Origin of the sequence: Glaciihabitans tibetensis (assembly GCF_003003265.1) — a bacterium.
Lineage (GTDB): Bacteria > Actinomycetota > Actinomycetes > Actinomycetales > Microbacteriaceae > Glaciihabitans > Glaciihabitans tibetensis.
Genome location: NZ_PVTL01000008.1, coordinates 38,210 through 53,182, shown reverse-complemented (window position 1 = coordinate 53,182; position 14,973 = coordinate 38,210). Strand labels below are relative to the sequence as shown.

Annotated in this window: 12 protein-coding genes and 3 tRNA genes; 6 read left to right on the top strand and 9 right to left on the bottom strand. The window is 65.8% G+C overall.

The genetic code is table 11. The features are described 5' to 3' along the window. Window positions 1-3: 3 nt before the first annotated feature. From B0I08_RS14360 to B0I08_RS14340, 5 genes are read left to right on the top strand one after another with little or no spacing between them, the layout of a single operon-like run. Window positions 4-1,020: an alpha/beta fold hydrolase gene (locus B0I08_RS14360; protein ID WP_106214047.1), complete on the top strand. Its 1,017-nt coding sequence runs from the start codon at window positions 4-6 to the stop codon at window positions 1,018-1,020. Then, complete coding sequence (locus B0I08_RS14355) at window positions 1,013-2,155, top strand: DUF4331 family protein (RefSeq protein ID WP_106214045.1); 1,143 nt, start codon at window positions 1,013-1,015, stop codon at window positions 2,153-2,155. Before B0I08_RS14360 ends, B0I08_RS14355 begins: the two co-directional genes overlap by 8 nt. Continuing rightward, window positions 2,152-3,162: a tetratricopeptide repeat protein gene (locus B0I08_RS14350; protein WP_106214043.1), complete on the top strand. Its 1,011-nt coding sequence runs from the start codon at window positions 2,152-2,154 to the stop codon at window positions 3,160-3,162. The genes B0I08_RS14355 and B0I08_RS14350 overlap by 4 nt, the downstream gene beginning before the upstream one ends. A gap of 17 nt (window positions 3,163-3,179) precedes the next feature. Then, on the top strand, window positions 3,180-3,863 hold the full coding sequence (locus tag B0I08_RS14345; RefSeq protein WP_106214041.1) for a hypothetical protein: 684 nt from the start codon (window positions 3,180-3,182) through the stop codon (window positions 3,861-3,863). A gap of 2 nt (window positions 3,864-3,865) precedes the next feature. Then, window positions 3,866-5,197: a Dyp-type peroxidase gene (locus tag B0I08_RS14340; protein WP_106214039.1), complete on the top strand. Its 1,332-nt coding sequence runs from the start codon at window positions 3,866-3,868 to the stop codon at window positions 5,195-5,197. 63 nt (window positions 5,198-5,260) lie between these two features. On the opposite strand, the gene B0I08_RS14335 is transcribed toward B0I08_RS14340, so the two are convergent. The 8 genes from B0I08_RS14335 to serS all read right to left on the bottom strand — a co-directional run bounded on the left by B0I08_RS14335 (window position 5,261) and on the right by serS (window position 12,894). Beyond that, window positions 5,261-5,333 (bottom strand) — tRNA-Arg (locus tag B0I08_RS14335). A 105-nt stretch (window positions 5,334-5,438) separates the two neighbouring features. After that, complete coding sequence (locus B0I08_RS14330) at window positions 5,439-6,740, bottom strand: LCP family protein (RefSeq protein ID WP_106214037.1); 1,302 nt, start codon at window positions 6,738-6,740, stop codon at window positions 5,439-5,441. Window positions 6,741-6,788: 48 nt separating this feature from the next. Beyond that, window positions 6,789-7,190: a DUF3592 domain-containing protein gene (locus B0I08_RS14325; protein ID WP_106214035.1), complete on the bottom strand. Its 402-nt coding sequence runs from the start codon at window positions 7,188-7,190 to the stop codon at window positions 6,789-6,791. Window positions 7,191-7,240: 50 nt separating this feature from the next. Continuing rightward, a complete protein-coding gene (locus B0I08_RS14320) occupies window positions 7,241-10,069 on the bottom strand; it encodes a helix-turn-helix transcriptional regulator (RefSeq protein WP_181243428.1) in 2,829 nt (942 codons plus the stop codon). A 384-nt stretch (window positions 10,070-10,453) separates the two neighbouring features. Further along, a tRNA-Ser gene (locus B0I08_RS14315) sits at window positions 10,454-10,544 on the bottom strand. Between the two features lie 105 nt (window positions 10,545-10,649). Beyond that, a tRNA-Ser gene (locus B0I08_RS14310) sits at window positions 10,650-10,734 on the bottom strand. Between the two features lie 73 nt (window positions 10,735-10,807). Further along, window positions 10,808-11,632, bottom strand: a complete 825-nt coding sequence (locus tag B0I08_RS14305) for an HAD family hydrolase (RefSeq protein WP_106214031.1) — start codon at window positions 11,630-11,632, stop codon at window positions 10,808-10,810. Continuing rightward, a complete protein-coding gene (gene serS / locus B0I08_RS14300; RefSeq protein ID WP_106214029.1) occupies window positions 11,629-12,894 on the bottom strand; it encodes a serine--tRNA ligase in 1,266 nt (421 codons plus the stop codon). The genes B0I08_RS14305 and serS overlap by 4 nt, the downstream gene beginning before the upstream one ends. A gap of 62 nt (window positions 12,895-12,956) precedes the next feature. Here serS and B0I08_RS14295 point away from each other — a divergent pair, with 62 nt between their 5' ends. After that, window positions 12,957-13,955 carry a diacylglycerol/lipid kinase family protein gene (locus tag B0I08_RS14295; protein ID WP_106214027.1) on the top strand — a complete coding sequence of 333 codons (999 nt, stop codon included), beginning with the start codon at window positions 12,957-12,959 and terminating at the stop codon, window positions 13,953-13,955. Here the strand turns inward: B0I08_RS14295 and pheA are convergent. Then, window positions 13,952-14,911, bottom strand: coding sequence for a prephenate dehydratase (gene pheA, locus B0I08_RS14290; protein WP_106214025.1), 960 nt, complete (start codon window positions 14,909-14,911; stop codon window positions 13,952-13,954). The two genes, B0I08_RS14295 and pheA, sit on opposite strands and share 4 nt — an antisense overlap. Between the last annotated feature and the right edge of the window lie 62 nt (window positions 14,912-14,973).

Sequence of the window (14,973 nt, the reverse complement as noted above, 5' to 3'; positions counted from 1 at the left end):
GTCATGTCGCTGCTCGACGTCGATGTTGATGACCCTCGGGTCTTCCACCATCAGTTCGCCGACGTCAACGGCCTCCGAATGCACTACGTCGACGAGGGCAAAGGTCCGCTCGTCATCCTGCTGCATGGCTTTCCGTTCCTCTGGTACCTCTGGCGGCACCAGATCAAGGTGCTTGCGGCATCCGGCTTTCGGGTGGTCGCGCCCGATCAGCGCGGCTATGGACAGACGGATGCCCCGGCCGACGTGAACGACTACGACCAGACTCACCTCGTGGGCGACCTCGTCGGCCTTTTGGGCGCGCTGGGCGAGAAGACGGCGATCCTCGTGGGGCACGACTTTGGGACGTCGGTCGGGTACCACGCCCTCGCGATGCGGCCCGACCTGTTCCGGGCGCTGTTTATGATGTGCTCGCCCCCATCGCCGCGCCCGCCGGTCAGCCCGGTGGAGAGTTTCGCAAAACTTCCGGAGGACCTTGAGTTCTATCAGGAGTACTTCGCGCGACCCGACTCCGGTGACGCCATCATGAGAGACATCCGCGGCTACATCACGGGCGTCTACTACTCCGTATCGGGGGCGTGCACCGATGACGAGCAATGGCGCGCGTTCTGGAAAAAGGGCGAGGAGCGGTTCGAGGACACGTACACCGTTCCCCTCGTGCTCCCGCCATTTCTGAACGACCGGGTGATCGACTACGCCGTGGCGGAGTTCGATCGCCGCGGCATCCAGGGTGCACTGAATTGGTACGCAGCCCAGGACGCGACGTGGCGGAACACCTCGTTTCTCAGCGGAGTCACGGTCACGCAACCGGCAGCGTTCCTCACCGGCGATCGCGACCCTTCGGCGAAGCCCTTGTTCGGCGTCGATCGCCAGGCGGCGGCGCTGGCGGGACTGTACACGACATTTCCCGGCCTGCAGGGGATCATCACTCTCCCGGGCGTTGGGCACTCGCCGCCCGACGAAGACCCGGCCAATGTGAATGTTGCCCTCGTGGATTTTCTGCGGAGCGTAGGCGATGTCTGACCACGGCTCCGGCCCGCGGGCGTTTTCGGATTCGGCGCTCGACATCACGGATATGTTCGTGTTTCCGAGCCCGGAACGTTCGGGCTCGCTCGTTCTCGTGCTCAACGTGTTCCCGTTCGCGGGTCCGACAGCACGGTTCTCCGACGTCGTCGACTACCGGTTTCGCATCCGACCGGTGTCCGTCGACCCATCCGCGCGGGTGTTCGACGTCGGCGATACCGAGTACGTGTTCAGCTGCGTCTTCAACGCGCCCGCTGGCGGCGACGTGCAGGAGGGCACGTGCATCGCACCGAACGGAGAATCGCTGACATTTCGCGTCGGGGAGGAGGGCACAGCGGGCGACAGCTACCGGGTTTTCGCTGGCCAGCGCATGGATCCGTTCTTCTTCGACGGGCCCGCGGTGATCCGTTCGATCATGACGCGGCAGCTTGCGTTCACGAACCCTGGCTATAGCACCGTGGCGCATCAGAACGTTCTGAGCATCGTGATCGAGTGTGACCGATCGGCGATGTTCCCCGACGACCAAGGGCCTCTGTTCGCCGTCGTCGGTGAGACCGCAATCGCGGGCGCGCCACAATTTCGACTCGAACGTTACGGACGTCCAGACATCAAGAACGTTGTTCTGTTTCCCAAAGGCTTCGACCCGGTCAACAGCGACCTGGAGATCCGCGACCTCTACAACGAGGAGGACGCGTTCGCGCTTGGCCCCGCCTACCTCGGCGCGTTCCACTCCCGAATGAACGCCAACCTCGCGTTCTGGGATGGCCTGGACGGAAAGGTCGACTGGCCCCTCAGCGCCGACGGTGCTCATCCGCTCACCGAGCTCCTGCTCGCCGACTTCATGGTCGTGGACGTATCGAAACCCTTCTCGGGCGACGGCACCTTCTTCGAGATCGAGCGGGCGATGCAGAACGGCGCGACGCACGCGACCTGTGGCGGCCGCGCCCCGAACGACGACTGCATGGGCACATTTATGAACGTGTTCGTCAACGCAGGCAATGGCCCGCAATTGACGCACGGCATCGATGGACCCGCGGTTCCTGCCTCAGACGAGTTCCCGTACCTGGTGCCGCCAGAGCTCAACCCGCCCACCCCCAAGCTGCCGTCACTGGGGCAAGCAAAGACCGGGCGATGACACAGACACTCGACTCCGACCTTCGAACCACGGCGGGTGCGCTCGCAATGGATAACCTGCGCGCCCAAATCGAGGGCATGCTGCGGGATGCCACGGCGCGACGTCTCCCGGCGCGCAGCGAGTCCGGGCTCATCGAGCTCATCCTCTTGCGCGGCCACCTCCTCGGCCGCGTAAGCGACTACGAGTGGGCAACCGCACTGGCAGAACAGCTGGCTGTCGAGACCCCGGACGACGGGAACGCGCACCTCGCCCTCGCGCGCACTCGGGCGACGCTCCATCGCTTCCGCGATGCCCTCGCCGAGCTCGAGGAGGCGACACGACTCGGTGGGGACCCGCGCGAGGTCGACGGGGAGCGCGCGGTGGTTCTCCAGGCCGTCGGGCGCTATGACGAAGCGCTGGCAATCTTTATCTCTGCGGACGACCTCCGTTCGGATTTCACCTCGCTGGGAAACCTCGCGACGGTGCACGCCGACCGCGGCGACACCGCGACCGCCGAAGAGCTCTTCGCCGCGAGTCGGGAACGCTACCGCGGCGTCTCGCCGATTCCCGTCGCGCAACTCGACTTCAAGCGCGCGCATATGTGGATCGCCGCGGGCAATCTGGGGCGGGCCCGCGCCTGGTTGGAGTCGGCTGTGCGTCGGCTGCCCGCGTACGCCCCGGCGGTCGGCCACCTGGCCGAAGTCGAGGCCGCGTTGGGCGAAACGGACTCGGCGATCGCGAGGCTGTTACCCCTCGCCACCACATCGGACGATCCTGACTACGCCGCCCAACTCGCCCACATCTTCGACGGCAGGCACGAGCGCGAGGAGTCCCGCTACTGGCGCAACGTCGCCGCGGCTCGCTACGACGAGCTGGTCGAGCGCCATGTCGAGGCCTTCGCCGATCACGCCGCGGAATTCTGGCTCGACGCGGGCGATCTGAAGCGAGCGCTTCCGCTCGCCGTGAAGAACTTCGAGGTGCGGCCGACCGGCCGTGCCGCGAACCTCGTGGCTCGAGCCACGCGCTAACGAAGGAAGGAACAACCATGTCGGACGACATCAACATCGACTACGCGGCCCTGTCGAACGCCGGTACGGATGACCTCGTCGAGAAAATTGGCCAACTCCGCGCGACGCAACAGGACGCGGTGGACAAGCGGAACCGCGAGTACGAGTTTCCGGAGAACTATGACGCGAAAATGGGTCTCAAGGTCGGGCACGTCACCGAGCTGCGCCTCTTCTTCCACGTCAAGCCCGGGCACGCCGAAGCGCTCAAGGAGGAATTGCGCAAGTTCAAGGAGAGCGAAGAGCGCAACAGCAAACTCGCGATCGTGGCGACAGGCATCCAGACAATGACGTGCACGCTGTTCGACAACGACACACGGTATCTGCACACCACCGAGTTCGACACCGACTGGGACCCGTATATCGATGACTCGGTGCCGACCGAGAAGCAGCGCCGAATCTACGCGAACTGGATGCAGCACCTCGAGGAGGCCGGAGACTTCGGCCCCGACAACATCCCGACCGCGAACGACATCAAGGTGCTGTTCAACCAGAACCGTGTGACAGCGACGGCCTACCTTCGCTCCTTCGGCGACACTGTCGTTGAGCAGTACAAGATGAAGGAGCTGAAGAAGGCCTTCGACGAGGTACTGGATCATCCCGATGCGGCCGAGGCTCTCTCCCATCCCGCGTTGCGACCACTGCTCGACCTGGCATCGGAGTGACCATGAGCACCGCGGAGGCCATCACCCTGGAGCTCGCAGACATCCAGAACGGCGCGCTGCACCCGCGCCCGACCCCCTACGTCGGGGTCTACATCCTCTTGCGGGTCGACGACCCACGGCAGGGGCGACAACTGCTGGGACGGCTGCTGCCCGTGGTCGCGTCCGCCAGTGATCCCGCAGGACGAGACAAGCAGGCGTGGGTGACTGTCGGTATCTCGTTTGAAGGCCTCAGGGTGCTCGGCGTGCCCGAGCAATCGCTGCGCACGTTCCCCAAGGAGTTCCAGGAGGGGATGGCCGCTCGCGCCGAATCCCTTGGTGATGTCGGCGAGAGTGCGCCAGAGCACTGGGAGGCGCCACTGGGAACCGGGGACGTACACATCGCCCTCTCCGCGCTGTCTCCCGATACCGAGCGACTGGCAACCGTCGTCGAGAGTGCTCGGGAAACGTACCGGGACTACGCCGGCGTCGAGGTAATTTGGCGCCAGGAGGTGTACGCGCAGGAAGGCGAGAAGACCTCTTTCGGATTCAAGGACGGGTTGAGCAATCCGGCGGTAGAAGGCAGCGGCATCCCCGGCACCAACCCTCACGAAGCACCCGTCAAGGCGGGAGAGTTTCTGCTGGGGTACCCGAACGAAGTGGGTGAGATCAGCCCAACGCCGCAGCCCGAGGTACTGGGCCGCAACGGCACGTTCCTCGTGGTTCGCAAACTTCACACGCGAGTCGCGGCCTACCGGCAGTACCTGCGGGATCGCGCTAAAGATCGCGCGGATGAGGAGCTGCTCGCCGCGAAGATGGTTGGTCGATGGACCAGCGGTGCACCCCTGGTCCTCTCTCCAGACGCGGACGACCCCGCGCTCGGCGGCGATATCGAGCGGAGCAATGCGTTTATGTACGAGGCCGATGACCCGCGAGGAATCAAGTGCCCGGTGGGCGCGCACGCACGACGTATGAACCCGCGCGATGCCTCGATCATCGGCGTTCCTCGACTCCATCGCCTGATGCGCCGCAGCACGAGCTACGGCCCGATGCTGCCCGATGGCGTTCTCGAGGACGATGGCGTCGACCGCGGCATCATCTTCGTCGCCGCGATGGCGCGCATCGACCGCCAATTCGAGTTCGTGAAGACGCAATGGATCAACGAGGGGCTCTTTTTCGGCGCGCCCGACGAAAAGGATCCGCTCGTCGGCCCGAATAGCGGGAGCGAACAGTTCACAATCCCCCACAAGCCGATCCGCCGACGGCTCACCGAACTGCCGACCTTCGTCGTCAACCGGGGCGGTGAATACCTGTTCGTGCCGAGCCTCAGTGCACTCAAGTGGATATCGGAGCTGTGAGACGAAAGCACCCACGACCCGAAAAAGCCCCGCAATCACTGAGATTGCGGGGCTTTTCGTCTGTGCGCCCGGAGGGATTTGAACCCCCGACCTATTGATCCGTAGTCAATTGCTCTATCCGCTGAGCTACGGGCGCATCCTGTAGGGCCAAAACCCAACCTGACGACTATACCAGCTTGAAGGCACGACTGGCGCCACTTCGGGTGGCATCGTCGCGAACACACACGAGCTAAGCGAGAAGTTAGCCAGAAGCTGCGGAGCAGGTCTGCTGCGCCGCGGTCTGGCCGGTGAGGCCTTCAATCGCCGCCGAGGTGGGCTCGGGGGCTGGTGTCGCGCCATCCGTCGCCGTGGGCGCCTCCGTTGCGACCGGAGCGACCGGCGTCTCGGTCGCCACTGGCTCCTCGGTCGGCACGCTGCCGTCGAGCACCGAGCCGCTACCCAGCGAGTCCTCGCCGAGGGTGATGGGCTCGTCGGCCGCAATGGCGGCGAACAGCTCTTCGGCGACGTCCTCGTCGGGCATCACCTTGCCCGGAAAGTCGGGGTCGCCCGTGGTGCCGGGGTACTGCACCAGGGCCATCGTCGACAGGTCAACGGTGCTCAGGCTCTGGGCCATCGAGACCATGGTGTCGATGGACGTGAGCGAGGTCGACAACCGTACGTTGGTCGCCGCCACGTTTGCCAGCCGGTAGAGCCGCGTGAAGTTGGTCAGGGTTTCGTCGCTCTGCAGCTGGCGAAGCAGCGCAGACATGTAGACCTGCTGCGACGAGATGCGCGAGAGGTCGCTGCCGTCGCCGACTCCGTGACGGGTGCGCAGGAAGGCGAGAGCGGTCTGGCCGGAAATCACGTTCGTGCCCGCGGGAAGGTCGAGCCCGGAATAATCGTCTTCGATCGGTTCGGCCAGGCACACCGAGACGCCGCCGACGGCGTCGGTCATCTGGACGACAGCGTTAAACGACATCTGGGCTGCGTAGTCGATCTCCAGGTCGGTGAGATCGGCAACGGTGCTGACAACGCAGGTCAATCCTCCGCGCGCAAACGCCGTGTTGAGGGAAACGTTCCTCTGCGCTGAGGAGGTTTCACCGCTCTCCGGGTCGGTGCACGCGGGCTGGGCGGTGATGAGGTCTCGAGGGAGGCTGACCACGGTGGCGGAGGTGTGATCCTCGGACACATGGAGGAGGATGTTGACGTCGTTCAGCGTCGCGTCGCGTTCACCGAACGCCTCACTCTGTTCCTCATCGTTGTCGACGCCCACGACCAGGATGTTGAAGCTGCCGGTGATGGCTCCGATTTGCGGGGGCGTACTGTCATCCGGGTTCGAGATGTCGATTGCGTTGTTATTGATGGCGGTGCCGAGGCTCCACACCCTGACCACGGCAATGGATGCGCCGCTCACCAGAACCACAGCGAGAGCCGCGGCGATGAGCTTGAAAATGAAGGCCGTAGCGGACCCGCCGCCATGGCGACTGTGCCGGGGGGTTGCGTACAGCGAACGGCGGTCTCGCCTCCGCGAGGCGGCAGGCGCGGGTGGGTTACTGTCCGTCATCGTGCCGTAAGTATAGAGAATGCGGATAGCAGCCCGGTGTCAGAGGCGTTAGCTCGGCACAAACAGGGCGATCAGCGAGATCGCGAACGCCACGATGCCGAGGCCGAGAAAACTGAATCCGAGCGCCCGCAGAACCTTCTCTCCGTGGCCCGCAACGTCGAAGCGAATGTGGTCGGGAGCCCTGCGGCTGTAATAGATGTGGAGTTCCTCCGGGTCGGCAATGGCCGCCCGATCGTGCGGATCGAGGGTGCGGGTGTGCAAAACACCCTCCGCGGTCATCCACCGAATTTGGCTGCTGTCCGCGTTGTCGACGACGACGGCCTCGGTCTCTTCCCAGTGACCTCGACTCAGTCGGAGAATCGCCACCACCAGGAAACAGCCGGCGGCAGCGAGGATTCCAAACCACCCGAAGAGCTCGGCAAGCAGATCGATGAGGTCGCGGATGGTCACTGGGCAATATTAACCCGTCGGCTATCAACTGGGTCCTCGCTTGCCATCGGTCAGTTCAGCAGCGCGGCGAGGTGGGACCGGGATCGGGCGCCCACCTTGCGGTAGATGTGGGTCAGGCGCAATTCGACGGTGCGCAACGAGATGTAGAGCTCAGCAGCGATCTCCTTGTTGCGATATCCCTCGCGGACCTTTTCGACAATGAGCTGTTCCTCTTCTGTGAGGATGCCCGCCGCCGCGGTGCCCGGCTCAGGATCGGTGATTCCGCCGTGCCTGACCCGGTGCGCCCACGACGACGACCCTGCGTTGCCGAAGGCATTATGCGCCGCCGCCAGTGACTTCTCGCTCTCCCGCACGAATCCGAGACGCGCCTGGGCGGCCGCCAGGTTCGTCAGCGTGCGCCCGCGCTCGAACGGCGAGTCCTCGCTCGTGTACAACTCGAGCGCTCGCTGGTACAGCGCCAGACTGCGGTCATCGGCGGCCGTGAGCCCGCGACCACGGGCGACCGCCAGGGTGAGCCAGCGTGAGGGGGACGACGTTTGGGCCACCTCCAGCCCTGCGAGCACCCCGCGCGCCTCCCGCAGCCGGTTGGTACTGACGTAGACCTCGATCAGATCGATGGAACTGCGCAGCAGGGCAGGATTCGCGAAGCGGCCACCGATGACCTCCGCGAGCTCAAGGAGGCGAGTCGCCTCGCTGAAATCGTTCGCAGCGAGAGCGGCACCGCCCTGTGTCGCCAGAATGTTCGCGGCGACCGCTGGGGTTCGTTCGGCGAGGGTTCGATCCATACACTCAGCGAACAGAGCGTTCGCCTCCGCGGAGTTCCCGGTGGACTGCAAATACCACGCCCTCAAATACATGCGGGATGACGTGCGGGCAGTCGCTGGCGGCGCACTAGCCATCCACTCCTCGACCGCGAGCCGGGCAGAGTGATATCGGCCAGAGCGAATTTCGTTGACAGCGAGGTGGTACCGCGCCAGCTCCAGCCACAGCGGGGTGTTCATCGTCGGCTGGGTGGTCACCAACGCGAAGATGTGGCGTGCCCTCGCGTAGTGCTCGCGGTAGCTGAGGGTGGTGCCGAGCAGGAGCAACGAGTGCACGGGCATCTCGGCGAGAGCGGCCGCGGGCACGTCGCCAGCGGAGGCCACCTCGGACGGGGATTGAGCAGCCCCGATGGGTACTCCCTCGAGAGCGTCAACGAGGCCAGAAACCCCGTCGCGGACAGCCCGGTCGGATTGTGTCAGTTGTGCCTCTCCGGGGACGAGCTGCCGGCGGGCTTCTTCCGTCTCCCACCGCTCCGCGTGGCAGGCGGCAGCGAGAGACATCAGGTTGGCCACCTCGGCCATACCGTTCGCGGAATATAGACCGACGACGGCGTCAATGTCGTGGGTGGGCACCACGTGGGTGCGAGCGTACTCGATTGCGATGCGCAGGGTCGCGACATCCACCGCCGCCTGCGGGGACCCGGTCTCGGTGGCCGCCCACCGGGCGTAGCGCGCGGCGAGTCCCAGATCGGAATGGACGAGGAAAGTAGTCGCCAACTCCCGGAGCCGCACCTGGTGGTCGGCCGCACTCGCGGCGAGACGGAGCGCGCGTTCGGCAAACTCGACCGCGGCGGCGCGGTCGCTCGAGGTGGCGCACTGATTTGCCGCGGCCAGCACCGCGTCCACCAGCTCCCGCGAGTACTCCGCGAAGCTCTGGTGCCAGTGCTCCATTCGCGCATCAACGCCGTGGTGGGCGGCGGCCATCAGCCGGTGACGCTCACGGCGTGCGCCCGGCCCCATGTTCCAGTACAGCCAGGAGCGCACCCGTGGGTCGGCAATCCGCACCGAGTGCCCGTGCCTGATGACCAGCCCGGCGTACTCCAAATCATCCAGGCGGTCGGCATCGGTTATCGAGCTGGCCTCCCCGGCAGACTGGCCAGGATCCGACATCCCGATCGCATCGAGCAACGCGGCGGTGTGGGCGCACGCTGCCAACGACACGTATTCGAGTAGGCGCAGCTCGCGGGCGTCGGCGTGGCCGAGACGCTGCGCCGCCAGCCGGTCGCTGGACTCGGGGGGCCGCAATGGAAGAGTGAGCGGTTCGCGGCCCTGCCGCTGGCCGGAACTGAGCGCCTGCGCGGCCCGCACAATCGTTGCGGGGCTGCCTGCCGACGTATCGGCCAGGATGCGGGCGACGCCGGGGTCGCCGTCTGAACCGAGCGCCACCGCGGCGAGCGCCCGACTTTCGGAGGTGGAGAGTGATCCAAGTCCGATTCTGCGGAAGGCGGCGAGCGGACTCGACGGCGCGATGCTCGTCGCCGCAGCGACTATCCGAACGCCCGTTCCGGCGAGCCCCTCTGCCATGTACCCGAGCAGCAGCTGGCTCTCCTCGTCCATCTGGTCGATGTCATCGATAAGGAGCAACAGCGGATCCGTCATCGGGGTGCGCAGGGCTGACAGGAGTTCGCGGGCGGCGGCGAATCGATCACTGCCGTCGCGGATGTCTCCCGCCACCGTGAGCGCGGGCGGAGCCGTGATCGCGCGGAGAGTACCGCCGTCGGGGACCCCGTCGTCGAACTGGTGAGTGCCGTAGCCCGCACCCAGCGGCGCGGGGGTCGTCTGCGGCGCCCGATCTCGCCATGACGCGGTGCGCGGCGACGTGACATCCACCTCGGAGACAAAGGCGAACACTCGGGCCAGGCCGGACAGTCGCCACGACTTCTCGGTCGGCAGGGCCCGCGTGAGTATCGACCGCACCGGGCTGCCGGCCTGGGCTTGCTCGAGCAGCCAGGACTTACCGCTGCCCGGCTCCCCCAGGATGAGGAGGGCGCCCTCCCGCGGAGCGCTGGCGACGTGCACGATACGTTCGAGCTCGTCCCGCCGTCCGATCAGCTTCATCGAGCACCCCGCCCGGCAGGCGTGGTGTTCACACGAGGAACGGGCAGAAGGCGCGACACATCGCCACACCGTACGAGAGAATTCGCCATCACAGTCGGGTCCTGGAGAGTCGATTCGAGAGGAGTCACTGGCGAACCACGTCGGGTACATGGCTGCCCAGGCCACCGTCGACTATGACGACTGCCTTTTCACTGTCTACCCCATCGCCTGAGAGCGCACAACGCGCCAGCGTGGCCCTTGCGCGGGGGCCACTGATCGGGCATGGCGAGGGGTGCGGCGGATGACATCCCGCGCTGGGAACCCCACAAGGAACGTTCAGGGAGAGACCGGAGAAAGCGAAATAGCCCCGGGATCACAAGGATCTCAGGGCTATTTCGGAAGATGCGGAGCCGGTGGGATTTGAACCCACGGAGGAGTATAAACCCCTCTCCACCTTAGCAGGGTGGTGCACTAGGCCGAACTATGCGACAGCTCCATCGTTCGTCTGTAACTATAGCCGTAGCGGGGCGGGTAGCCGAATCCGCGGGTCCTGGCACGAGATCGCGAGGCTGGCTGACCAGCTCGCGCGAGCAACATTGTGCGGAGGGCGTGGGATTCGAACCCACGAGACATTTCTGCCCACCAGTTTTCAAGACTGGCTCCATCGGCCGCTCGGACAGCCCTCCTGTAACAGTGTGAGTGTATCGGATGCCGGGTGCCGCCCGTCTCCGGACGAGCTGCTCAGCGCCCGCTCGAGCCTTAGAGTCGCTCGAGCAGACGAGCGACGCCGCCGTCGAGATCGGAGGCGGTCAGCTCGTTGGCCGCCGCCTTCACCTCGTCGGGAGCCTGACCCATCGCGACGCCGCGACCCGACACCGACGCCCACTCGAGCATGTCGATGTCGTTGCGACCGTCGCCGACGGCGAGAACCCGGCTGCGCGGCACCTTCAGCAAGCCGCGCACGCGCTCCAGCGCGGTCGACTTGTTGACGCCGTCGGGAGCGATGTCGAGCCACGCGGTCCAGCCGACGTTGTAGCTGACCTTGTGCAGCCCCATCTCGTCGACGATCTCGAGAAAGTCTTCGAGGCCATGTTCTGGCGAGATGACGACGACGCGGGTGGCCCGCTGCGTGAGCAGGTCATCGAACTCGACTTTTTCGCTTCCGGCGCCGAGCGCACCATCCGGGAACGACCCGGTGTAGCGCGACAGCCCGTCTTCGTCCTCGACCGCGTAGTTCGCCGACCGCAGGTTGGCGCGCACGGTCGTCAGTACCTCGCTTGGGTCGAAGGTCTCGACAAGGTCCCGCACGTACCCGAGCGGCGCGCTCGGGTCACGCTTCAGGGTGATGGCGCCGTTGGAGCACACGATGTACTTCGGGGTGATGCCGAGGCGGTCGACCACGGGGAGGGTCATCGCGACGGAACGGCCGGTGGCGATCATCACCTCGTGCCCGAGGGACGCCGCACGGTTGATCTGGCTGCGAACATCATCCTGAATTGTGCCGTCTTCGCACATCACCGTGCCGTCGATGTCGAGCGCGATCAGCCAGCGCAGACGCTCGCGCCGGGTGGTGCGAGGGCTCATTTGCGCGGTTCCAGGATCTCAAGCCCACCGAGGTAGGGGCGAAGCGCCACGGGCACCCGCACCGAGCCGTCGGCCAGCTGGTGGGTTTCGAGGATGGCCACGAGCCAGCGCGTGGTGGCCAGGGTGCCGTTCAGGGTCGCCACCGGCGCCGTCTTGCCGGACTCGGTGCGGTAACGGGTGTCAAGGCGGCGGGCCTGGTACGTCGTGCAGTTCGAGGTGCTGGTCAGCTCGCGGTAGGTGCCCTGGGTGGGCACCCATGCCTCGATGTCGTACTTGCGCGCGGCACTGGACCCCAGGTCACCGGCGGCGACGTCGATGACGCGGTAGCTCAGCTCGCAGGCCTGCAGCATCGCCTCCTGGAAGGCAACGAGCCTCAGGTGCTCCGCCTCGGCCTCCTCGGGCAGGACGTAGCTGAACATCTCGAGCTTGTTGAACTGGTGCACCCGGAGGATGCCCCGGTTGTCTTTGCCCGCCGATCCCGCTTCGCGGCGGTAACAGGTGGACCACCCGGCGTAGCGCAGTGGGCCGTCGGTCAGGTCGACGATCTCGTCGCTGTGGAATCCGGCGAGCGCGACCTCGCTGGTGCCGGTCAGGTAGAGGTCGTCGGCGGGGAGGTAGTAGATCTCGTCGGCGTGCTCACCGAGGAAGCCGGTTCCGGCCATAACCTCGGGGCGCACCAGCGTGGGGGTGATCAGCGGTTCGAATCCCTCGGCGAGCGCCTTGTCTAGCGCCATGTTCATCAGGGCGAGCTCGAGGCGGGCGCCGACTCCGCGGAGGAAGTAGAAGCGGCTGCCGCTGACCTTGGTGCCGCGGGTGATGTCGATGGCCTTGAGGATCTCACCGATCTCGACGTGGTCGCGCGGCTCGAAGTCGAAGCTGACCTTCTCGCCCACCTCGCGGAGAAGCACGAAGTCTTCCTCGCCGCCGGACGGGACACCGTCGAGGATCGGGTTCGCGATCGCGCGCACGATCCGGTTGAACTCGGTCTCGGCCTCCGTCGCCATGGCCTGCGCCTCTTTCACCCGGCCGGCAAACTTCTGGGCCTGCTGGACGAGCGCCTTCTTCTCATCCTTCGGCGCCATCGCGACGTGGCGACCGAACGCGTTCTGCTCGGCCCGTAGCTTCTCGTACTCGCCGATCGTGGACCGGCGAAGGGCATCTGCGGCGATCGCTTCATCGACGAGGCCGACGGAGTCACCACGCGCCTCCTGCGAACGGCGTACGGATTCTGGGTTGTCTCGCAACATTTGAGGGTCGATCACCGCCCCAGTCTACTTTGCAGGGCGGGCGCTGCCGGAGGGAGATGATGCCGTACCGTGGGGGCATGGCAGACCCCGCTCAGAGCGAGACAACTACCGAAATCCACACCGCCGCGATCGTGTTCAATCCGATCAAGGTCGACGAGACCAAACTCCGCGCAGCGGTTGCCACGGCAGAGAAAGCGGCCGGCTGGGGCCCGAGCCTCTGGTTCGAAACATCCGAGGAAGACCCGGGCGGCGGACAGACCCGCAGGGCGCTCGCGGCGAACGCCCGTATCGTGATGGCGGCCGGAGGCGATGGCACCGTGCGCGCCGTCGCCGAGGCCCTGCGCGGCAGCACCGTGCCGATCGCCCTGCTGCCCTCGGGCACGGGAAACCTCCTCGCGCGCAACCTCGGGCTCACCCTCGACAATCTGCCCCAGTCCCTGAGCACCGCGTTCACCGGCAGCGACCGCAAGATCGACCTCGGCGTGGTCGAAGCCCGCCGTCCCGACGGCTCGAAGGACAGCTACGTTTTCCTGGTGATGGCCGGCCTTGGCCTCGATGCCGACATGATCGCCAACACCAACCCGAAACTCAAGGCACGCGTCGGCTGGCTGGCCTACGTCGACGCCATCATCCGTTCCCTCAAGGGAAGCAGCCGCCTGCGCATTCGCTACCAGCTCGACTCGCAGCCCGCGCGAACGCTCAACGCACACACGGTGTTGATCGGCAATTGCGGATCGCTGCCCGCCAACATCCTCCTCCTGCCCGAGGCAGCCGTGGACGATGGCATCTTCGACATCGTCGCCCTGCGGCCCGATGGTTTTTTTGGCTGGGTGCAGATCTGGGTCAAGATCGTCTGGGAGAACGGCGTTCTGCGGCGCAGCCAGGTCGGCCGCAAGCTGATGAGCCTCACCCGGGAGGTGCGCACGCTGCGCTACATGAAGGGTGCACAGCTGGTGATGCGCCTCGAAAGTCCGCAGGAGTTCGAGCTCGACGGCGACTCGTTCGGCAAAGCGATCGCGGTCAAGGCGACGGTTGACCCGCTGGCGTTGACCGTGCGCATCCCCGCATCGCTTTAGCGGCCGAAGCCCTCGTCGGGTTCGCCGCTGATCAGCCCGCGCAGCCAGTCACGCGCGTCGGTGAAGGCCTCGTTCTCGTAGCGCGGAGTCACGGTGATGGGCAGCTTGTCCGCCCGCGGGTAGGACCCGAGGAAGATGACGTTCGGGCTGAACCGCTTGAGCCCGAGCAGCGCGTCGGCAACCCGCTCATCGTGCACGTGGCCATCGAGGTCGATCACAAAGCGGTACCTGCCGAGGGCGTCGCCGATGGGGCGCGATGCCAGCAGGCTCATGTTCACCCCTCGGGTAGCGAATTGCTCGAGCATTTCGAGAAGACGGCCGGCGCGGTTATCCGGCAATTCCGCAATGATGCTGGTCTTGTCTGACCCGGTTCGCCCGGGCAGTGCGGTGGTGCGGCTCACCAGCACAAACCGCGTCTGCGCGTTGGGGTTGTCACCGATATTGGTCGCCAACACATCGAGGTCGTGGTGGCGGGTGATGGTGGGCGGCGCGATGGCCGCGTCGGCCAGATCATTTTCTAAGAGGGATGCCGCGGCCGCCACATTCGACGTCGCCGGAAGGTGCCCGTGGTGAGGCAGGTGCGCTTCGACCCAGAGATGGGTCTGGCCGTAGGCAACCGGGTGCGCGTTGATCGTTTTGACGTCGGCGAGGGTCGTTCCCGGACGCGCGACGAGCACAAAGTTCACGTCGACGAGATACTCCCCGACGATACGCAGGTTCGGGATTGTGGCGAGCGCATCCTGGCTGGCACTGACGCCGCCATCCACCGTATTTTCGATCGCGATCATCGCCGCGACGCTGCGCCCGGATACCACGTCGTCGAGTGCCTGGCCGACGTTGTTGACCGAGCGCCACGGCTTGCCCGCGGCCTGCGGCACCTGCGCCAGCGCGGCCTCGGTAAACGTGCCCGCCGGTCCGAGGTAGGAATACGTCTCGGAGGCAGCGGTATCAGGCATGACTCGAAGCCTAGCGACAAACCCTCTCGGCCAGATATTTCTTGGATGCAGCGCTCACAAGG